Source organism: Mammaliicoccus sp. G-M28, from assembly GCF_022386595.1.
In the GTDB taxonomy this organism is placed as follows: Bacteria; Bacillota; Bacilli; order Staphylococcales; family Staphylococcaceae; genus Mammaliicoccus; species Mammaliicoccus fleurettii.
On sequence record NZ_JAJNIF010000002.1, the window covers coordinates 20,153 to 41,774 of the forward strand.

At 30.0% G+C, this 21,622-nt stretch carries 16 protein-coding genes and 2 pseudogenes; 7 read left to right on the forward strand and 11 right to left on the reverse strand.

Features of this window, described 5'->3' with window-relative positions; genetic code table 11:
- Positions 1 to 97: 97 nt before the first annotated feature.
- Complete coding sequence (locus LQ609_RS01975; RefSeq protein WP_078356761.1) at positions 98 to 1,255, reverse strand: globin domain-containing protein; 1,158 nt, start codon at positions 1,253 to 1,255, stop codon at positions 98 to 100.
- A gap of 184 nt (positions 1,256 to 1,439) precedes the next feature.
- Here LQ609_RS01975 and LQ609_RS01980 point away from each other — a divergent pair, with 184 nt between their 5' ends.
- From LQ609_RS01980 to qoxD, 7 genes and pseudogenes are all read left to right on the forward strand, one after another.
- Entirely contained in the window at positions 1,440 to 1,868 is a 429-nt protein-coding gene (locus LQ609_RS01980; protein ID WP_078356760.1) for an RrF2 family transcriptional regulator, read from the forward strand.
- A gap of 130 nt (positions 1,869 to 1,998) precedes the next feature.
- Positions 1,999 to 2,289, forward strand: a pseudogene (locus LQ609_RS01985) (immunoglobulin-like domain-containing protein); the annotation flags it as partial.
- A gap of 180 nt (positions 2,290 to 2,469) precedes the next feature.
- A pseudogene (locus LQ609_RS01990) lies at positions 2,470 to 2,895 on the forward strand (immunoglobulin-like domain-containing protein); the annotation flags it as partial.
- A 344-nt stretch (positions 2,896 to 3,239) separates the two neighbouring features.
- A complete protein-coding gene (gene qoxA / locus LQ609_RS01995; protein WP_078356758.1) occupies positions 3,240 to 4,355 on the forward strand; it encodes a cytochrome aa3 quinol oxidase subunit II in 1,116 nt (371 codons plus the stop codon).
- Positions 4,355 to 6,349 carry a cytochrome aa3 quinol oxidase subunit I gene (gene qoxB, locus LQ609_RS02000; protein WP_078356757.1) on the forward strand — a complete coding sequence of 665 codons (1,995 nt, stop codon included), beginning with the start codon at positions 4,355 to 4,357 and terminating at the stop codon, positions 6,347 to 6,349. The genes qoxA and qoxB overlap by 1 nt, the downstream gene beginning before the upstream one ends.
- Positions 6,342 to 6,950, forward strand: coding sequence for a cytochrome aa3 quinol oxidase subunit III (gene qoxC / locus LQ609_RS02005; RefSeq protein WP_078356756.1), 609 nt, complete (start codon positions 6,342 to 6,344; stop codon positions 6,948 to 6,950). The genes qoxB and qoxC overlap by 8 nt, the downstream gene beginning before the upstream one ends.
- Positions 6,947 to 7,240 carry a cytochrome aa3 quinol oxidase subunit IV gene (gene qoxD, locus LQ609_RS02010; RefSeq protein WP_078356755.1) on the forward strand — a complete coding sequence of 98 codons (294 nt, stop codon included), beginning with the start codon at positions 6,947 to 6,949 and terminating at the stop codon, positions 7,238 to 7,240. The genes qoxC and qoxD overlap by 4 nt, the downstream gene beginning before the upstream one ends.
- Positions 7,241 to 7,721: 481 nt before the next feature.
- On the opposite strand, the gene LQ609_RS02015 is transcribed toward qoxD, so the two are convergent.
- From LQ609_RS02015 to LQ609_RS02060, 10 genes are all read right to left on the reverse strand, one after another.
- Positions 7,722 to 8,003 (reverse strand): hypothetical protein, encoded by a 282-nt coding sequence (locus LQ609_RS02015; protein WP_078356754.1) that lies wholly within the window; start codon positions 8,001 to 8,003, stop codon positions 7,722 to 7,724.
- 294 nt (positions 8,004 to 8,297) lie between these two features.
- Positions 8,298 to 9,623 carry a glycosyltransferase gene (locus LQ609_RS02020; protein ID WP_208144005.1) on the reverse strand — a complete coding sequence of 442 codons (1,326 nt, stop codon included), beginning with the start codon at positions 9,621 to 9,623 and terminating at the stop codon, positions 8,298 to 8,300.
- A 23-nt stretch (positions 9,624 to 9,646) separates the two neighbouring features.
- On the reverse strand, positions 9,647 to 10,426 hold the full coding sequence (locus tag LQ609_RS02025) for an ABC transporter ATP-binding protein (RefSeq protein ID WP_411815765.1): 780 nt from the start codon (positions 10,424 to 10,426) through the stop codon (positions 9,647 to 9,649).
- A gap of 121 nt (positions 10,427 to 10,547) precedes the next feature.
- Positions 10,548 to 11,759 carry a glycosyltransferase family 4 protein gene (locus LQ609_RS02030; protein WP_078356751.1) on the reverse strand — a complete coding sequence of 404 codons (1,212 nt, stop codon included), beginning with the start codon at positions 11,757 to 11,759 and terminating at the stop codon, positions 10,548 to 10,550.
- A gap of 12 nt (positions 11,760 to 11,771) precedes the next feature.
- On the reverse strand, positions 11,772 to 12,584 hold the full coding sequence (locus tag LQ609_RS02035; RefSeq protein WP_239734262.1) for an ABC transporter permease: 813 nt from the start codon (positions 12,582 to 12,584) through the stop codon (positions 11,772 to 11,774).
- Between the two features lie 23 nt (positions 12,585 to 12,607).
- Positions 12,608 to 14,437: a hypothetical protein gene (locus LQ609_RS02040; RefSeq protein WP_119634686.1), complete on the reverse strand. Its 1,830-nt coding sequence runs from the start codon at positions 14,435 to 14,437 to the stop codon at positions 12,608 to 12,610.
- A 26-nt stretch (positions 14,438 to 14,463) separates the two neighbouring features.
- A complete protein-coding gene (locus LQ609_RS02045; RefSeq protein ID WP_107510090.1) occupies positions 14,464 to 17,094 on the reverse strand; it encodes a glycosyltransferase in 2,631 nt (876 codons plus the stop codon).
- A complete protein-coding gene (locus LQ609_RS02050) occupies positions 17,094 to 18,038 on the reverse strand; it encodes a hypothetical protein (RefSeq protein ID WP_078356748.1) in 945 nt (314 codons plus the stop codon). The genes LQ609_RS02045 and LQ609_RS02050 overlap by 1 nt, the downstream gene beginning before the upstream one ends.
- An 18-nt stretch (positions 18,039 to 18,056) precedes the next feature.
- Positions 18,057 to 19,340 carry a nucleotide sugar dehydrogenase gene (locus tag LQ609_RS02055; RefSeq protein WP_078356747.1) on the reverse strand — a complete coding sequence of 428 codons (1,284 nt, stop codon included), beginning with the start codon at positions 19,338 to 19,340 and terminating at the stop codon, positions 18,057 to 18,059.
- 167 nt (positions 19,341 to 19,507) lie between these two features.
- Positions 19,508 to 21,493 carry an acyltransferase family protein gene (locus tag LQ609_RS02060; protein ID WP_208144007.1) on the reverse strand — a complete coding sequence of 662 codons (1,986 nt, stop codon included), beginning with the start codon at positions 21,491 to 21,493 and terminating at the stop codon, positions 19,508 to 19,510.
- Between the last annotated feature and the right edge of the window lie 129 nt (positions 21,494 to 21,622).

Sequence of the window (21,622 nt, forward strand, 5' to 3'; positions counted from 1 at the left end):
TTGTCCCAGCCTATTTTAATTTTATTGTCAGATATTTTTATCAGTCTTCGTGTTTATTTCAGATTCTTCCTGAATCACACGATATACTTCATAAAATTTATACGTTTGTAATACTCATTTTTGGACCGAATGGTTCGAAATGTACATCTGATTGATCGATGTTTAATTTGCTTAACTCATCAAAAATTGTATCCATAAATGTTATACCACCACATAGATAAATATCTACATCTTTATCGATCCATGCTTTTAGTTCGTCACTTGTTAAGTAACCATCTCTTTCTTTTAAGTGATAAGTTACTTTAACATTATTATTCATTGCATTTAATGCAGCAATTTCGTCTTTGAAAGGCACATCTTTTTCTGATTCGTTAACGTGTACGAAATGAACTTCTTTGCCTTTATATCCTTCATCTTCTAACATAGCTAACATTGGTGTAACGCCTGCTCCTGAAGATAATAGTAATATTTTTTTGTCATCTGCTGATTCTACTTTGAAATCACCTGCTGGAGCTGAAATTTCTATTGTATCTCCAACTGAGTAGCTATTGTGTAGGTCGTGTGATACTAGTCCTTTTTTCTCACCGAATCCTTCTTTTTTAACTGCAAATCTAATTTTGCCATCATTTTTAACAGAATAAATTGAATAATGTCTTAACGCTAAATTCTCGTCATTTGTAGGTTTAATACGAACAGTAATATATTGACCAGCTACTAAATCTGGTACTTTAATATTCTCTTCTGGTTCTACTTCAAATGATTTCATTGAAGTACCTTGGTCTTCAATATTAGTAATTTTAAATGATTTAAAATCTTCCCAAGCTGCTTGTTCATACATTGCTTTTTCCATTTGAATGAATACGCCAGCTATTTCACCATATGCTTCTTCCCAGGCATTCATAATATCATCTGTTGCTGCATCACCTAGTACTTCTTTAATTGCTTTTAAAAGAAATTCTCCAACTATAGGATAATGTTCTTCTTTTACTTGTAATGCACGATGTTTATGTGCGATTTGATTCACATTAGGTACGATTGCTTCTAAATGATCAATATGTTTAGCTGCTGCTAATACTGTTTGTGCTAATGCTGTTTGTTGTTTACCTTGTTTTTGATTTGATTTATTAAATATGTTTAATAATTCTGGGTGTGCTTCAAACATTCTTTCATAAAATACTTTTGTAATTTCATTTCCGTGTTCTTCTAACACAGGTACTGTTTGTTTGACGATTTCTTTAGTTTGTTCTGATAACATCAGAATCCCCCTCTAAAAGATATATTTTAAATACATCTTTAATTGTAAAAAATTTCACAATGTTTTTCAACAAATTTTGCAATAGTTTACAAAATTGTCACTTATCCATAAAACATAAATTGAATCATTGTTTTTTACATACAATATTAAGTATAATTAATATATTAAAAGGAGGCTGAACTTTATGAAGCTCACCCAATATACGGACTATTCGTTGCGCGTGCTTATGTATCTTGCTCAACAGAATAAACAATCTCAAATAGAAGAGATTGCGAATTTTTATGGGATTTCTAAAAACCATTTAACTAAAGTAGTTCATCAACTCGTAAAATTAGGCTATTTAAAATCTATAAGAGGAAGAAATGGCGGAATTATTCTCAACAAGTCACCTCGAGATATAAATATCGGGAAACTTGTGCGTTTAACAGAAGATCACTTTGAATTAGTAGAATGCTTTAATATGGAAACTAATACTTGCCCTATCGCATTAAATTGTGGATTACAAGGTGCACTTAATCATGCTTTAAATGAATATCTTCTTACTTTAGATAAATATTATTTAAGTGATATTATCCCCAAAAATACTCTAAAAGAAACACTTTATACTCCTTGATAATTGAAATCGGTCTAAAGGTCGATGTAAATGTGACAACATTGCGATAATATTTTAAATAATAAGGAATTGATGCACGAGTCGTGTTATTCTTTTCTTATAGTTTACAACAAAGGAGTACATAATTATGATGAATAAAATATTACAATCATTAACAGTTCTTGGTGTATCAGCATCATTAGTTACACCTTCTTTAACTGCAAGTGCTACTAGCAATAGTCTGCCACAAATTAAAGGTGTTGAAGGAGACGTTGTTGAAAAAGGTAGCGATTATGATTCATTAAAGGGAATTAAAGCATATGATAAAGAAGACGGTGACTTAACTAACAAGATTAAAGTTACTGGTGATGTAGATACTTCTAAATTAGGCAAATACAAAGTACAGTATAAAGTTACGGATTCTGATGGTGGATATCGAACTAAATGGCATTATGTTTATGTAGTAAAAGAAGGTTCTTTAAATGGAACAAAAGATAAAGCGACTGATGATAAAGACAAATCTAAAGCTGAAGTAGCTTCTAATAAAAAGACTTCAACTAAAAATTTAGATGACAATATGCCTCTTATTACGGTACCTACTAAAGACTTAGTATACCAAGGTGATCACTTTGACCCAATGAAAGGTGTTAAAGGTGTAGATAAAAAAGATGGCGACATAACTGATAAAGTTTCAGTTAAAGGTGATATTGACACTTCAAAAACTGGCTTACAATATATAACTTATCATGTTAAAGATTCTGATGGTTATTACTACACATATAAACGCGGAGTTTACGTAAACGATGCTGAATTAGCACCTAATCCAGAAATGTCAGGTGTCAAAGATACTACAGTTAAAAAAGGTGAAGATTTCGACCTTTTAAAAGATGTAAAAGCTAAAGACAAATCAGGAAAAGATTTAACTTCAGACATAGTAACGAGTGGCGAAGTAAATACTAATAAACCTGGTGAATATAAAGTTGGATATGCAGTGTCAGATTCTGATGGTCATATCACTGCTCAAGGAAGAACAATTACAGTGAAATAAAATAAAACGCTCAATCCGAAAATTAACGGATTGAGCGTTTTATTTTTATTAGCAAAATTATCATACATAATTGAAGTTTTATTACATTTTAATTTTTCATAATATGCTGAAAAATCAATGTTTTTATTAATTTTTGATTGTTTTTATAGATTTAAAAACCTTTTTAAAATGTACACAAAAATTTAACATTTAGGTAAAATCCCGTCATATCAAAGGTTTTTTTATACTTTTCGAAATTATAACGCTTACACTCCGTTTGATAGCCTTGTAAATATGTACAAATCCTTTAAAATTGAGGTCTAGCCATATATATAGGTATATAGAAAATTTGGGAGGTAAAAAACGTGGCAAAGTTAAAGTCAATACTTCTCATGTCAACATTAGGTATTTTACTTAGTGGTTGTTCAAATTTAGAAGTATTAAACCCCAAAGGCCCGATGGCAGAAGATTCTCGTTTCTTAATTATCTTTTCAATTATAATGATGGTCTTCATAGTCATATTGGTCTCAGTTTTGTTTTTAATATTTATTATAAAATATAGAAAAACAAAAAACGAATCAACTGGTACAATGCACCACAACTTCATCTTAGAAGCAGTATGGTTTATAATTCCTGTTATCATACTTGTGATACTGGCTGTACCAACAATTAAATCTCTTTATTCTTATGAAGAACCACCTAAATCTGATGAAGATCCAGTAGTTATTTATGCTACAAGTGCTGGTTATAAATGGTTCTTTAGTTATCCAGATGAAAAGGTTGAAACAGTCAATCATGTAACTATTCCAGAAGGTCGCCCAGTTTTATTCAAACTGCAATCTATGGATATGATGACAAGTTTCTGGATTCCACAATTAGGTGGACAGAAATATGCCATGACAAGCATGACAATGGATTGGACATTGCAAGCTAATGAAACTGGTTCATTTAAAGGAAGAAACTCAAACTTTAATGGTGAAGGTTTCTCAAGACAAACATTTAACGTAAATTCAGTAAGTTCAGAAGACTACGATAAATGGGTTTCCAAATCTCAAAAACGTAAAACAATTGATCAAGATACATTCGATCACCAACTTTTACCTACAACTCAGAATCAGGAACTTACTTATAGCGGTACACATTTAGCATATGTTGATCCGGCTTCAGATCCGGAATATATCTTCCATGCATTTAAACGTTTCCGTTATGAACCAAAAGATCCAAACTTCTATGACGAAAGTGAAGGCGTAACTGATAAGCCGGTATTACCTGCTCGTAAAGTAACTGTTACTAACCCTAACTATGAACGTCATGGAATGAAACCTATGATTCTTCCAAATAATGAAAAATATGATAGTGACTTCAAGAAAGACGAAAAACATCATATGGACGAAATGGAAAAAATCCAAGAAGATGCTAAATCTGAAGATGAAAAGAAAGATGAGCAATCTTCAAATAAAAACCATGGAGGTGACAAGTAATGAATTTTCCATGGAATGAATTTATCGTACAAAGCGACTGGATGATTACAATGGCGCAAGTCATGCTTGTATTAACAGGTATCTGCGTCGTTGGTGGATTAACTTATTATAAAAAATGGAAATGGTTATATACTGAATGGTTAACTTCAGTTGACCATAAAAAAATCGGTGTAATGTATATTCTTTCTGCAATCATTATGTTCTTCCGTGGTGGTGTAGATGCTCTTCTTATCCGCCTACAATTAATGACACCAGATAATACATTACTAGAATCTCAGCACTATAATGAAATCTTTACAACACATGGTGTTATCATGATTATCTTCATGGCTATGCCGTTCTTAATTGGTTTAATGAACGTTGTTGTACCATTACAATTAGGTGCTCGAGATGTTGCATTCCCAATGTTAAATAACTTAAGTTTCTGGTTATTTGCTGCCGGAATGGGATTATTTAATATTTCATTCGTACTTGGTGGTGCTCCAGCTGCTGGTTGGACAAACTATGCTCCACTTGCAACTGATTTCAGTCCAGGTACTGGTATCAATTATTATTTAATTGCAATACAAATTGCTGGTATTGGTACGTTAATGACTGGTATTAACTTCTTTGTTACTATCTTAAAATTACGTACTAAATCTATGAAATTTATGCAAATTCCGATGTTCTCAATGACAACATTAATTACATCATTATTAATCATCTTAGCCTTCCCTATTTTAACTGTCGCTCTTGCATTAATGACTTTCGACCGTTTAATGGGAACAAGCTTCTTTGAAGTAGCTAATGGTGGTATGCCAATGCTATGGGCTAACTTTTTCTGGGTTTGGGGTCACCCTGAAGTATATATACTTGTATTACCAGCATTCGGTATTTATTCAGAAATTATCCCAACATTTGCTAGAAAACGTTTATTCGGACATCAAAGTATGGTCTGGGCAACAAGTGGTATTGCATTCTTAAGTTTCTTAGTTTGGGTTCACCATTTCTTCACAATGGGTAATGGTGCATTAGTAAACTCATTCTTCTCAATAACTACAATGTTAATCGCAGTACCAACCGGTGTTAAAATATTCAACTGGCTATTCACCTTGTATAAAGGACGAATTTCCTTTGAATCACCAATGCTATTCTCATTAGCATTCATTCCTAACTTTACATTAGGTGGTGTTACAGGTGTCATGCTTGCTATGGCAGCTGCAGACTATCAGTACCACAATACGTATTTCTTAGTGGCACATTTCCACTACGTAATTATTGCTGGTGTTGTATTCGCATGTTTCGCAGGTTTAATTTTCTGGTATCCAAAAATGTTTGGTTACAAATTAAATGAAAAAATCAATCAATGGTTATTCTGGACATTTACTCTAGGATTTAACTTATGTTTCTTACCACAATTCTTACTTGGCTTAGATGGTATGCCACGTCGTTTATACAAATACACGCAATCAGATGGATGGTTCTCATTAAACTTCATCTCAACAATTGGTGCATTCTTGATGGGTATAGGATTCTTAGCGTTAGTTTGGAACGTAGTATATAGTTACGGTAAAGCTAAACGTGAAGCAAATGGTGACAACTGGAACGGTTTAGGTAGAACATTAGAATGGGCTACTGCTTCAGCAATGCCACCACATTACAACTTTGCAATCACACCAAAATGGTATGATACTGAAACATTTGTAGAAATGAAGCAAAATGGTAAACACTATCTTGATGATCATGACTATAAAGATATTCATATGCCAAATAATACACACGTTGGTTTCTGGATGGCAGTATGTTTCCTATTCGGAGGTTTCTTCTTAGTATTTGAAACGTATATTCCAGCAATTATCTTTGGTATAGGCGTATTAGCATGTATGGTATTTAGAAGTTTCGAAAAAGACTACGGTTACCATATTCATGCTGAAGAATTAGAAGAAAATGAAGCAAAATTACGTGAATTGCGCAAACAAGAATTACAGGAAAAGGAGGACAATAAAGATGAGTAATGAACAACATAAAACAATTGATACTGTTAATGAAACAGGCCAATTAAACAAACTCGGATTTTGGGTCTTTCTTACTGCAGAAGTTGCGTTATTCGGTACTTTATTTGCAACATTTTTAGTATTACAAAAAAGTGGTTCTTACGGTGGTTTTACTACACCAGAACTATTTGAATTACCATTAGTAATGATAATGACATTCCTTTTATTAGTAAGTAGTTACACTTGTGGTATCGGTGTACATTACATGCGTAAAGAAAATGTCAAAATGATGATGGTATGGATGATCATCACATTATTACTTGGTGCAGGATTCGTTGGATTTGAAGTATACGAATTCACACATTATGTTCATGAAGGTGTTACACCACAATTAGCATCATTCTGGTCTGGATTCTTTATACTTTTAGGAACACATGGTCTTCATGTTACTTTAGGTGTATTCTGGATAACAGGCGTATTAATTCAAATTGCTACACGTGGATTAAACGAACATAATGCACCAAAAGTATTTATCGGAAGCTTATATTGGCATTTCCTTGATGTTGTATGGATCTTTATCTTTACACTAGTTTATCTTGTAGGGATGGTGAGTGGATCATGAATAAAACAGTCGTTACGCATACAGTCGGTTTAATATTTTCAATTTTACTTACGTTGTTAGCTGTTTATGTTATGTTATACACTGGCATGTCACTACAAGTAAGAACTTCAATTATTATAGGATTTGCATTTATACAAGCATTAGTTCAATTATTAATGTTCATGCATTTAACAGAAGGACCAGATGGACGTGCAACAGCCTTCAAAGTACTATTCGCAGTAATTATTACTTTATTAGTAGTAATCGGTACTTATTGGGTTATGGTTGGCGGACATAGTTCCCATATGTAATACCTATATATTAAAAGTCACTCTGAATAGAGTGGCTTTTTTAATTTTGTTTTTATGTGGGAATATTGGGGGGGGGCTTGCTTACACTTCTTTTTAGTTATGTGAATATGGGTGTCCTTAGTTACACTTCTCTCCACTTGTGTGAATATGGGTGCCCTTAGTTACACTTCTCTCCACTTGTGTGAATATGGGTGCCCTTGCTTACACTTCTTTCAACTTGTGTGAATATGGGTGCCCTTAGTTACACTTCTTTCAACTTGTGTGAATATAGGTGCCCTTGCTTACACTTCTCTCGACTTCTGTGAATATGGGTGCCCTTAGTTACACTTCTTTCAACTTGTGTGAATATAGGTGCCCTATATTTATTCCTTATAGATTATAAATCATTGTCATTAAAATATAAAAACCGCCTAATTCAAGAACTTAGTTCCCGAATTAGGCGGTTTACTTTGTAGCGCAATTTATCTAATAGCTTCCCTTACTATAAAATAAGATATTCAAATTTATGGCTAATTTCTTCTACTTTATCTTTATTCCCTACTTCTCTAAAGTAAAGTATTGCTTTTTGATACATTTCTATTGCTTTCTTTCTATTTTTTAGTGAAACGTATATATCTGCAAACTGATTAAATCCTTCTCCCATAATTTCAAAGTCATATTTCATTACGTTAGCTTCTAAGTCTCTTAATAACATCATAGCTTCATGATCATTACCTTCTTTTATAAAATCACTAACGTTCTTAATTCCCTTTTTAATATACATCTTAAATAAACTCCTTTTATCCATATCTATATTAGCTATATCATTGTAATACCTAAGTTGGCTAAATACAAGTTAACTAAAATGTATTTAGTATTAAATCAATAATTATTTTATAACACTTTTGTTTTACAAATAGCAGTGTTAAGGACATTATTCCGAGTAATGTCCGTAAGGGGTCTTATCGTTAAGGAGCATTATCCAGAATTCTGCCAGTTAGCCCGAACCCAAGCCCCAACCATACCCACTTTCTCCACACGAAAAAGCTGAGACAATTGATTTGTCTCAGCTTTTCCTTTACTTAAAGTTCAATTGTATTTCTTTATTTGATAATGGTGCGAATTGATTGTAAATTTCAAGTAGTTTTACTTTTTCGTTATTCCAATTATAGATTTCTTTAGCTTGTTTAGTGTTCTCACTAAGTCTATTTCTAAGTGCCTCATCGTTCACTAATTTATTAACCGCTTCAGCTATTTCATTTGCATTATGAGGGTCGACTACTATACCTGTATTAGTTTCGTCTACTACTTTTTTGATTTCTGGAAAATCACAACTTATAACTGGTACATGTGCCATCATATACTCGAACAATTTATTTGAGCTTGCTGAGTAATGATTGAAACATATGTTTTGTAACACTTGAAATCCTAAGTAAGCTTCTCTAGTATAAGATGGTAATTCTTGAAAAGGCACTTTATCTAAAAAGTGTATTTTATGTGCTTTGGCAGAACTTTTACTCATATCTTTTAATTGTTGTGTTAATTTTCCTCCGCCAATAAATAATAAATGTCCTTCTTCAATTTCATCCATTGCTTTAATCAATAATTCTAGTCCTCTACCTTGTTGTAGTCCACCTTGATATAACAATATTTTTTCATCTTCATTTATACCTATTATTTGATGTAAGTTGATTTTATGTTTATCTTGTATTTCATATTTTTCAGAGTAATTGTATAGCGTTTTTGGATAAAATCCATAAATTTTTTCGTTATACTTTGCTCTTGTATGGTTTTCTACAATCATTTGATCAACAAATTTTAGCATAAATGATTCAATTTTTTTAATTTTTTCTTTATTATAACCTGTTCTATCTGATTGAACTTCATGACTATCATAAATAAGTGGTCTTGGTTTTAATCTTAATTTCGAGCAAACGATTGCTTGAGGTAATGTATTTAAATCATTTGCATGATATATATCTGCATTCTGGAAATAACCTTTAACAATCATTCTCGTTATAATGGCACCGTTTATGAACCATTTTCTTAGTTTTTTAATTTTAATCATACCTGCAGCAATGACTAGTGACATTAAATAGGCAGCCATTATAGTAAAGCTAATGTAAAAAAGCGCTGGTATAATCGCAACTTGAACACCAGCAACTACTAGTAAAAATTTTTTTCCATAATCTTGATATGCTTGTAACATCCAAGGATAACGTTTTACTCTATGGACTCTAAATGAATTAGAAATTTCTTCATAGGCTGTGATGACAGGATTTTTAGGATCATTGATTGCAATTAAGTCTACTTCATAGCCTTGTTCTGCTAATGTTGTACATTCTCTATTTACTCTCGCATCATTTGTAAAATGATTCCAAACAAACATTGTGACTTTTTTCATTTTCTAACCTCATTCTTTATGATTTATAGTATACCTACTTGGAACAACAGTATATACAACCATGCTACACTCACTAGCCCAATCATTGCTAATATGCTTGTTGGTCTTTTTTCTTTATGAATTACAGATTCATCAACTTCTTTATCACGTTGTTGTTGAATTTTAATACGTTTATAATCTAACTGTTCTTCTTTAGTTTTCTTTTTTACTTTTTGAATGAGATGAACATATCTCGCAACTACATCATTAACTTCACCATACGCAACCATTTCTCCATAATGTATCCAGATTGCTTTCTTACACATTTTTTTAATTTGTCCTGCTGAGTGTGATACAAAAAATATTGTCTTACCCTGCTCTTGTAATTCATGCATTTTATCTATACATTTATTTGAAAAAGTTTCATCTCCTACAGATAACGCTTCATCAACAATTAATATATCTGGGTCTGTATGGATAGCTATAGCAAATCCTAATCTAGATTTCATACCGCTAGAATACGATTTTAAAGGTTGATATATAAATTCATCTAATTCACTAAATTGTACAATATCATCAAATTTTTCATTGATTTCTTTTTGTGTCATGCCATGCATCAAGCATTTATATTGAATATTTTCTGCACCAGTAAAATCTGGGTTCAAACCTGCACCAATAGCAATTAAGGAAGGTTTACCATTTGTATGTACTGTACCAGACGACGGTTCGACTACCCCACCTAAAATATTAGATAGAGTTGACTTTCCGGAACCATTCAATCCAATAATGCCTACAGATGTCCCCTCTTCAACTTCAAATGTTATATCGTGTAAAGCATAGTAAGGTTTTGATTTATAACTTAAGCCAAAAGTAAATAAAGATAATAATTTTTCTTTTCTATTTACATTCAAGTCATAAACCTTTGAGACATTTTCACATTTAATTTTATATGTTTTTGTCATCTTCATCACCTTTTCTTAAAAACGTAATTAGCTTTTCAATATTATCTTCCCAAATTAAATGTTCATCTCGGTATTTTTTTGCGTTGTTTTCTTTTATCAACAACTTATTTTTGTCATTTTTTAAAGATTCTATCTCATTAACTATTGTTTCATTTGAAGCTTGTTTCCGAGCAAATCCTAAATCATATTTTTGTATAATCGCTTCAGTAGGACCACTTATATTGGATACGGGCGGAGTACCTACTCCAATTGAATCAACAATTTTACCTGGCATAACATTCATAAAAACATCTGACGATTCTAATATTGAAAGTGATACATGATGTTTAGAAATTTCTGATAGACAAGCTACACGATCAACTGGCTTTTTCACTTGGATATACGCACATTCTTTGACAGCTTTTCTAAATTTATCAGCTTGTACACCGTACACAATAGCAGTTACGTATATTTTTTTATTATTTAATGCTTTACATATTGAGATTAACTTATCGACATCTTGAGCATACCCTATATTTCCAGTATATATTACACTGAAATCTTGATACTTTTCTTCTGTTATTAGCTCACTCTTTGAAATTCCATTAGGTAAGTAAAAAATTGGTGTTTTATTTTCTAATTTATTTTGTATGTGTGCTCTAAATGCTTCATTGTTTATAACAATTTTATCTGTAGAATTGTACATCTTCTTCTCTAAATATTTTAAAAGTGGCATAAATAAACTGATGTTTATATGTTTTAAACCGTTTACACTATCTGGCCATAAATCTCTAATTTCTAAAACATATGTCGGTTTTTTTGCTTTTTTGAAAAAAAGCGTCGCCCAAGCAAGAAATATATTTGGACTGGAAACGTATATAATATCATAATCTTCTTTATGCATATTCAGAAATACTTTTAATCTAACGTACTGTTCTATATAGTATACTAACCTCATAATAAAATTACTATTTTGTTTATTACCATGCATTTTCATACGTATAATTTTACTTTTTTCTAATTTATTTAAAGATTGATCAGTAAAGTATGCATCATCATCAAATAAGCTTTGATTTGGATATGTTGGTTCAGTTGTTAACATAGTCGGATCTGCGCCTTTGACTTTAAATGCTTTAAACATCATTTTCATTCTGTTTGCTGCAGATCCGAGTTCTGGGTAAAAGTTTTGGGAAATCATTAATAATTTCTTTGTCATATTATAAACACCCTATAAGTAGTCTAGTAACTTCCTTTTAAATCTTGAATGAATTAATGAACCAATTAACAATAATAATATTGTTATTAACCAAAAATATAAATGATCATGCCATTCTCCATATACTGATACATTTCCATGAACAAATGCCGTTCTGTATACACCTACTAAGTAGGCAAATGGATTCAAGCTCGCTAATCTTTGTAGAATACCATGTGCCTCTTCCATCGCCCAAAATATTGGTGTCATAAAGAATAACATTCTAATGATATTTTGAAGTAAATTTTTAGTATCTCTAATGATAATTATTAAAGTACACATAATTAGTGAAATACCAAAAATAATTGCATACGATGCTACTAAGAAATAAATAAACCAGAAATAGTGCCACCATGGTACATAACCATTAACAAGTGAAATTACAAATAATATTGATGATGTAATCATTAAATTAATCATATTGTTAGTTAATGCGATTGAAATAAATATTGATGAAGGGAATCTCATCTTTGATAATAGTCCTACATTACCTTGTATTGAAGTTGCACCAGTATTGATACCTTGTGATATAAATAACCATGGAAAGAGACCTGAAATTAAATGTACTAAAAATGGTACACCAACTACTTGTGCATTAGCATCTCCTCTTAAACCTAAACCAAATACGAGATAATAAACTGCTACTTGTAGTATTGGCTGTAATATATTCCAAAACACACCAAGATAGTGATTGGCGTATTGACTTTTCATATTATAAATTGCAAGTTTTAAAATTTTAGGTAAATTATTAAGTTGTTCTTTAAAGATTTCAGTAACTATCTTCATATTATAACGACCTACTTGATTTTTTATTTTTCAATAAGTTCAAATTCTGAAGCATTTATCCACGATGACTTTTCAAAATTTTTACTTGCATATACTGAAATTATTTTTGACTCATGAGGATTAAAATTCAAATCATATCCATTTATACTTAAATCGACTAAATCGATTTGATGATCCTCAATATCAAAGTATATTATCTCTCTGCCATTAGTGTTGTTATAAAATGTTTTTATTTCAATTTTTTGAACGTTATTAGTTTTGTTAGTTAAAGTAATTATCTTTTTATTTACATTGCTAAACTTATTTGAAAGTGCTCTAAACCGTGTGCTATTTAAATTATTACGTTGATAAAAATCATCTGTTTCAATTATGATGTTTTCTAAGTTACTATTGCGTTCATTTATTTGCTGTTCTAATTGATCCACTTTATTTTCTAAAGTTTGGCTATTGTTTACTTGAAAATAATTTAAAATTGGCCAATTATTTTTTACAATCAATTGATGAAGCTTGTTTTCGTTTTTATCTGAATCATTTATTTTAAGTAATTCAAATAGTATATGCCTTGTATTAATTAAACTAAAGACATCTAAAAAGTCATCACTTTCTTGAATAATACAACTATGCCATCCGTTCATTCTAGATTCATAGTATAAAATTTCATATGGATGATAACCCATTTCTATCGTCTTATTCAATTCATTTCTTTCAATAAAATTAGATAAATATTCTATTTGATGCTCATCATCAAACGGAAAGTCTTTAGCCCATTTTTTAATAGCATTCGTATAAGGAATAAAAGAATCTTTTGTTTGAATACTTTTTGGGACAATATCTTTTGCTAATTCAAAAATTGTCGATTTTAAATGTAATGCATTTTGAAAATCATAATTTTCGTTATAATAATTGATTAAATTAATGCTATGACTTGTTTCATATTGCTCATATTTAACTTTCATTTCAGGCTTTATAGACGAATTATCCATATTAAATAATTTATAGTTTAAATTAAGATTATAAGCAATTTTACGTGCGATTGATTCATCTAATTTATATATCTTCGAAACTTGTTTGTTTTCCAATTCATCTATGTTTCTCGTATAAGTGAAGAATTTAACACTATCCACAAAATCTTTTATATATGATAATGATACTTTTGAATCATGTCCTGCTGTAATAGAGCATAATATTTTTTTATCTAAATTAAATAAATATTTAACTGATTCTTTTATTTCATTATCTATTAAGTTCAATACTTCCTCAGCTGTTTTGACTTTAAAAGGTTTAATTGGATAAATTCTTTTTATTTGATGCTGTGTCATATTTAGCCGTGTATTGGAATTAAACTTATATATGTTTTTATATTTGCTATAGTCTAAAAAACCATTTGATTTAGAAGCTATTTTTTCACACTCAATATTATAGTAATCTTCAATCAACTGCTTGAGTAGTTCTGAGTGACTAGCATACAATGATAATTCATTATGATAATACAAAGACAAAAATGATGTAGCATCATTATAAAAATACACTTGTCCTTTATATTCAATAAACATTGCATATCGACCGTTATAAAAACTCATCTCTTCAAGAAATTCATAAGAATCTAACTCATGTGATAATAAGCGAGAGATTATTTCATGATAGTTTAATTCACTATTTTGAGTATGAACTAAATGACCTAATAAGATGACTTTTGTTTCATTCACCATTACTTCACATTGAGCTAAATCATAAGCATAATAAACATTAAACTTACCGATATTCGTATTCTCTTGATAGTATGTATGATCAAGAGAGAATTGATTAGGTAATACAATATATGCTTTATGAAACTTAGCCAATACATTATCCATCATATTCTCCCCCTATTATCCATCACTTATTGAACTTCTTTTTTTAGATTTTCAACATATTTATTTAAATCATGGTCTTCTGGACGCTTATACTGATCGTATAAACTATAAATTTCTAAAAATCTCTCAACCGCTTCTTTTCTTTCATCAGGTTTAACTTTCTCAAGTCTTGGTAAATACCAACCTTTAACATAGAAGTTAAATCTATGTTCTAAATACGAACTAAGTAAGCCATGCTTTTCATAGAAAGGAATTCTTTCAATTTCTAAAGCATAATATTTATCGAATAATTTTTTGGAAATTGAATTAGTTACAGAACCTGAAACAGCTGCATAATACATATGAATAACGTCAGTAACAGCTTTTACCTTTTTAGAATTAATCATCAATTCTTGGAAGAACAATGTATCTTGCCCAGCTGCTCCTTCAATCATTTGAATGTTATTATCTTTAATAATTGCTGATTTAATAACTAAAGCTTGTATACTTTGTGCTCGTAATCCACATTTCTTCATATATTTCTTAGGATCTTCAATTAATAAGTTACCGTCATTGTATTTCTTAACAGTTCCAGCATAATTAAACAATGCTCTACGTTTGTTGTCTTCTTTAATAATGTTTCCAACAACCATATCTACATCGTTATTTGTTTCGATTTCTTCTAATAAAGTTGCATATCCATCGCCTGTTGCTTCATTATCAGGATCAAGATAAGTTATATATTTTGTAGAAGCAAGCTCTGCACCTTTATTTCTAGGTCTTGATGCACTTCCTGATCCTTGTTCATATTCATAATACACGATATCAGGGAATCTTCTTCTAAGTCTGTTAATAATGGAAATCGTTTCTGAATCTGTGCTTCCATCATTTACAAATATAATCTCCATTTCACTAAAGATAGAGGATCTTCTTAAACTACGCATACATTTATCTTCTAAATACGTCCCATTATTGTGTATAGGGATAATTACACTCAATTTTTTCTTTTGCTTATTTTGACCATATAAAGTAGATTCGTAAATTTCGGATTGATCTAAATTATAGCCATTATTGGATTGTAATATATTTAAGTTTTCGTCTACAATATTTCTATGATACATCGTTAAATATTTATTTATTGCTTCATCAATATATTGATGAGCTTCATGCTGTTTATCTTTAGTGACAAAATCAACATCTACATATTTAAAAACAGAAAATAAATCTTCTAAATAATATTCTTCATATGAAATAGAGTCTTTCATAAATGTAATGAATTCATATTGACTATAGTCATCTATTGTCTGGTTAGCTTCAGCTACATCAAATTGCACATAAAGTTGACGAGATAAAATATCATTCATTTTATCTGTTAATTGATCAACAATTACTAAAACTTTACTGTCCTTTTGAGTTGGCTCTATATCTATATACGATAAAACTTCATCTAATCTATGATAAGTTGTGCTATCTCTCATAACACTTCTAATACTTTTCGCCTGCATATCTTCAATTTCATATTCTTTATATTGATTCATAATTGGTGCGACATCGCTTTTATGATTAATCATAAACACATTAGGAAATTGATTATTCACGCCAACTGAATAGTTAGATAAGATTAAATTGCCAAACGCTTGTAATTCAAAAATTCTATTCGCAAACATAGTTTCTGAATATTTAACTGAATTCACATTTACAGCCCATCGATAAACTTTATGTAAGCTCATAAGTTCATTATGATCGATTGGCATTGTTAAAAATGGAATATACTTCATAGGAAATTGATAACGCGTTCTTCTTAAAGGTAAATTTCTATCTATAATCGTTAAATCATTTTCATTATTTATTAATTCATCAAAAATTCTTGCTGATTCTTGGTTTCTTACAGGATATTTTTCAGTCCAACTTCCTGCAAAAATAACATCATTTTTAAATGCTTGATTATATTGGCTTCTTGAACCAACAGGATTATGATAATGTGGATTAATTCCAAACTGTAGTACATGAACATTATCATTTTGACAATATTCTTTATAATCATTAACAACCTCTTCTGCAGAAGTTAAAATAATGTCGCACTCAGTAGCAATATCTTTATATAAATGGAAATTAACAGGATCTTCTTTCGAGTAAAATACAATTGGTATATTAAGATTTTTCGCTTTTTGTATACCTTCTATTAACATTCTTCTCTTTTCGCTATTGACTGATGCTAGACCAGTCCAACTTCCATCTATACCTCTCCATGCAGTTGCTACAATCAATACATCCATATCATCACTTAATGATGAAAACTCACTATCTATATATACAATATTACCTATATCTTTAAACGAATTATATAAAAATTCATCAGCGATTAAACCAACTTTATATTTATTTTTTACAAATACTCTTGATTCGTTAGAGGTATTAAGTTGTGAGATATGTTGTTGATGATTTTCAAGGAAATCTAATTTTGATTCATCTGCAACTTTTTTATAATAATTATGATGATTAGTATAATCTTTTACTTTTTTGAGTTTATACAATCCATACATATAATCTTGTTCAACAATATCCAGAACTTCTTCTAATTGTTCAACTTTTGTTTTGTCGTCAAAGTTAACTAATTCTTCTTTAGCTGTTTGAAGTTTATTACTTTTGTCGATTTTTGTTGGTTCATTTGAAGACATTATGATTTCCTCCTATTTCTCCAACTCCAGTATTTCGTTTGAATTTTTCCTAATTTAGAATTTCTTAAATTGTGATATAGTCTTTCGTATTGTGCTTTTTCTTCTTTTTTATGATTTTTTTGTAAATTAATATTCTCATTAATCAAACGAACAATAGCTGATTTAGATTCTTTTCTTTCTTCTTGAAAATTAGTAATAATATCTAACTGTTCTAGTTCCAATTCATTATAATTTTCGTAACTTATACTTTCTAAAGAATCAATCATTTCGTTATCAATTAAATCTGAAAGACTAATCCAATATTTTTTCTTTTTAATAATAACGCGAACTGATTTCGCTTTTAAAAATACCATATCGATATTCACATTGTTAAAGTCAAATTGTTCTTCATCTAAAGAAAGGTCAATTGTTTTGTTCTTGGCACTATCTTGATAAAATAAAGTAGAATTTTTTATAGATACTTTAGTATTTATCATAACTGCTCTGTCTATATCTTCAGTTTTTACAAAACCACTAAATGTACCTTTATTAAATATTGCTTCTAAAATTTCACCTTCATATAAATATAAAGCTCTAGAAGAATAGTTCTTCTCTTGGAACAATAAGTTATAATCTACTTTAAAACCTAAATCTCTATTTATTTGTGGCGTATTAAAATGAGTTAAATCAACTCTTATTGTTTCTATAGGCTTTGAAATTAATTTGATAGAGTTATTCAATTTAGTCCATCCAATTATATTGGTACCTCTTACAACGAGTCCATAAAGTTCACTTTCTATGTCTTTTACTGAAATAACTTTTAAAGCCTTATTTAAATAATCTGAAACATGATTCACTATAATTTCATCGTCATCCACATCAAATATTTCTTGATTTTCTGGTTCTCTTAAAATAATTTGAAAACTTAATCCGCTTTGAATAAATGGACTTTTTACATCAATCATATGAAGACCCCTCAATCTTTACTTATTAAATGAATATGCAATTTCTTTTCCGAATGTATATAAATTGCCGTAATTATAATATTTAACTTGTTCAAATTTAGATTGAACAACATTTTTAGTATCAAATATGATTTTATTTTTCATACCTTCAAAGTCTTGATCAGTTAATGTTTTAAACTCAGAATGATCGCTTAGTATTAATACTAATGATGCATCTTCAACTGCCTTTTTAATATCTTTCTCAACAAAGCCTAATTCAACATGTGGATCATATGTTTCTACTATAAGATCATCTTCTTTTCTCAAATCATTATAAATATCAAAAGCAGGTGATTCTCTTACATCATCTACATCGCCTTTGTAAGTTAAGCCGAATACTGTAATCTTGTTGCCACCTAATTCTTTTAATATTTTTTTAGATTCTTCAATGACATATTGTGGCATTGAACGATTAATACGTCTGCCCTCTTGAATTAACGGTGTAGTTTCTGGATCTTTTGCAATAATAAAGTATGGATCCACTGCTAAACAGTGTCCACCAACCCCTGGTCCTGGCAAATGAATATTAACACGAGGATGTTTGTTCGCCATTTTAATCACTTCTAATACATTAATATCTAAATGATTACATACCATAGCGAGTTCATTTGCTAATGCTATATTTAAATCTCTATAAGTATTTTCCATTAGTTTACTCATCTCAGCAGTTTTAGCATTAGTTTCAATCATTTCACCTTGTACAAATGTGCCATATACTTTTTTACCTGCTTCAACACATTCCGGCGTGATACCACCAATAATTCTATTGTTATGAATTAATTCATGTAATATCTTTCCTGGTAATACTCTTTCAGGACAATGTACTAGGAAAATATCTTTACCAATTTCAAAGCCTTGGCTTTCAAGATAAGGTTTAACGTGATCATCCGTTGTTCTAGGTGCTATTGTAGATTCAACAATAACAGTATTTCCTTTTTCTAAAAATGGAACGATTGATTCAACTGCTCCCATTACTAATGAAATATCACATGATTCATATTGATCATCATTATTTGGAGTAGGCACTGCAATTATAAAAGCATCTGCTTTTTCAGGTTTTAAACTAGCTTTAAATTTATTTTTAGATAATACTTCTTCATAAGCATCTTGTAAGCCAGGTTCTTCTATATGAATTTGACCGTTATTTAATTTATTCACTGCTTCTTTATTTATATCTACACCCACAACATCTACGCCGTGTTTCGCAAACATAATTGAGGTTGGTAATCCGATGTATCCTAAACCAATAGTAGTTAATTTCATATTATATCCATCCTTTAATAATTAATTGTTAAGCTATTACTTATGTAATATTAATTATATTGTAACTATTATTAAAGCAATAAACAGTTGTTTAACAGATACTTAAGGAAGGGTTTACATTCTTTTATCATAGTTTACATTTGCTTAATAATAAAAAGAACTCAAAATTAATTGAGTTCTTTTAAATATTTTTCAATATCAGTTTTTAATCTAGGTCCGAATGTTTTTGAATAACTATTTGATATATGTCCTTTATCCATATAAACAATTACATTTCCTATAACCGGTACAAATTTGCCATTTTCTTTAAAGTACTTTGTATAATCAACATATTTTGTATTCTTCGGCTTTTCTTCAAGTTGACTCCATTTATCCTCTTTTGGTAAGCGTTGTTTGGCATTCATTTTATTGATTGTTTCTTTTTCACCAAATTTATCTAATGTCTCTGGAACATTAAATTCATACCGTGGATTATCTCTTATTGCCATTATTGGTGTCTTAGTTGAAGTGATATTCTCAAATTGTTTAATTTGTAATGGATCTATTTTACCATTTATATCTGTACTTGAATCTGCTGTTGTTACAACTAAATCTATATCTTGCTTTTCAATTTCTTTGATTAAGTTTTTATTCCATTCTGTACAATCTTGCTCACTATCTTTAGTTGTCAATACACAACCACTTTTCGTCATGTTTAAGACTCTGTAATTACCTTCTTTAGCAGCGGTTTGTAATGCACCAAGCCAATGTTGTGCATGAGAGCTTCCAACTAGTGCAATTGTCTTATCATAATCTTCTTTCTTACCATATTCTCCAACTAAAACTTTTGACTCACCTATTTTTTGATGTACTTTGTCTCTAGTAGAATCAGGAGATTCATTTCTAATTTTCGAAAATTCTGGTATCACATCTACATCATCATTTACTTTAACTTGTTTTTCTGCAGCCATTGCACCAGGATAGTCCTCACTTAATGCAACTTTATCTTTTTCTAATGGATTATTAAATACAATGAAATATAATGCTGCCACAGCTATTAAATTAATTACTAAACCAATCCCTAACTTTTTAAATGAAATTTTATCTGAAGATGCTGTTCGAATTGGCTTTTCAATATATTTTGTCATTAAGTATGATAATAACCAAGAAAGTAAAATCATACATATTCCTAAAATAATACCTGGTTTTTCGTTGTTATGATATTGATAGAATGAAAGTATTACCCAGTGCCACAAGTATAACCCAAATGATAATCCACCTACTTTTACCATAAAGGAAGAACCTAGAAATTTCTTAACACCAAGCTTTGTTTCGTGGTTTCCAGATACTAAAATAAATACTGCACAAAGCATTGGCCATAATGCAATGTATCCCGGAAACATTGTTGATACATTGAAAATAACACCTGTTAAGATCAAACCAATTAGACCTAACCAACCTATAATGCTAGCTACTACACTGGATATTTTTATTTTAGATAAATTAATTGCTAATAACCCACCTAATGAAAACTCCCAAACTCTAGTTAATGTATGGAAATATGCCCATGGTTGATTTACATTTGTTAAATATATTGAATAAATAAAAGATACAATAAATAAAGTACCTAAGAATAAATTCATTATATTTACGATTTTCAAGTTTGTTTTCTTTTTATATATCACAAAAATCAAACTAAATAATAAGAACCAAATAATATAAAATTGTCCTTGTATAGACATTGCCCAGAAATGTTCTACTGGTGTCTTCATTTGATCTTTATTTAAGTAATCAGTACTTGATAAAGCGAGTTGCCAATTTTGATAGTAAAACAATGAAGCTATAATTTCTTTTATAGTTTTACCTAATATCGATTCAGGCAATAAGAAAAAGCTTAATACGACCGTTGTAAGTAATACTGTGATAACTGATGGAAATAATCGTTTAATTAATCCTGTTATGTAAGGTAAAAATTTAAATGATCCTTCCCGATTGTATCTAGATATGATTGATGTCGTTATAAGAAATCCTGAAACAACGAAGAATACATCTACGCCTCCTGATACCTTTCCAAACCATATATGATAAATTGCTACTAGCAATGCTGCAATGACTCTTAAACCCTCGATTTCAGGTCTAAATTTCCTCTCTATATTGATTGGTTGTGTCTGCATATGAAAAACTCCTTTTAATATTATACAAATGTTAGTATATCTATCTAGATATTCATTAGAAAGATAAATATATAATATTTACAATATCTTAATACGTAATTAAAGAATCCCTAACAATTGAATTGTTAG

Coding starts and splice junctions, on each gene's coding strand:
- LQ609_RS01975 (WP_078356761.1), bottom strand. CDS start 1,255: ATGTTATCAGAACAAACTAAAGAAATCGTCAAACAAACAGTACCTGTG.
- LQ609_RS01980 (WP_078356760.1), top strand. CDS start 1,440: ATGAAGCTCACCCAATATACGGACTATTCGTTGCGCGTGCTTATGTAT.
- qoxB (WP_078356757.1), top strand. CDS start 4,355: ATGAATTTTCCATGGAATGAATTTATCGTACAAAGCGACTGGATGATT.
- qoxC (WP_078356756.1), top strand. CDS start 6,342: ATGAGTAATGAACAACATAAAACAATTGATACTGTTAATGAAACAGGC.
- qoxD (WP_078356755.1), top strand. CDS start 6,947: ATGAATAAAACAGTCGTTACGCATACAGTCGGTTTAATATTTTCAATT.
- LQ609_RS02015 (WP_078356754.1), bottom strand. CDS start 8,003: ATGTATATTAAAAAGGGAATTAAGAACGTTAGTGATTTTATAAAAGAA.
- LQ609_RS02020 (WP_208144005.1), bottom strand. CDS start 9,623: ATGAAAAAAGTCACAATGTTTGTTTGGAATCATTTTACAAATGATGCG.
- LQ609_RS02030 (WP_078356751.1), bottom strand. CDS start 11,759: ATGACAAAGAAATTATTAATGATTTCCCAAAACTTTTACCCAGAACTC.
- LQ609_RS02035 (WP_239734262.1), bottom strand. CDS start 12,584: ATGAAGATAGTTACTGAAATCTTTAAAGAACAACTTAATAATTTACCT.
- LQ609_RS02040 (WP_119634686.1), bottom strand. CDS start 14,437: ATGGATAATGTATTGGCTAAGTTTCATAAAGCATATATTGTATTACCT.
- LQ609_RS02045 (WP_107510090.1), bottom strand. CDS start 17,094: ATGTCTTCAAATGAACCAACAAAAATCGACAAAAGTAATAAACTTCAA.
- LQ609_RS02050 (WP_078356748.1), bottom strand. CDS start 18,038: ATGATTGATGTAAAAAGTCCATTTATTCAAAGCGGATTAAGTTTTCAA.
- LQ609_RS02055 (WP_078356747.1), bottom strand. CDS start 19,340: ATGAAATTAACTACTATTGGTTTAGGATACATCGGATTACCAACCTCA.
- LQ609_RS02060 (WP_208144007.1), bottom strand. CDS start 21,493: ATGCAGACACAACCAATCAATATAGAGAGGAAATTTAGACCTGAAATC.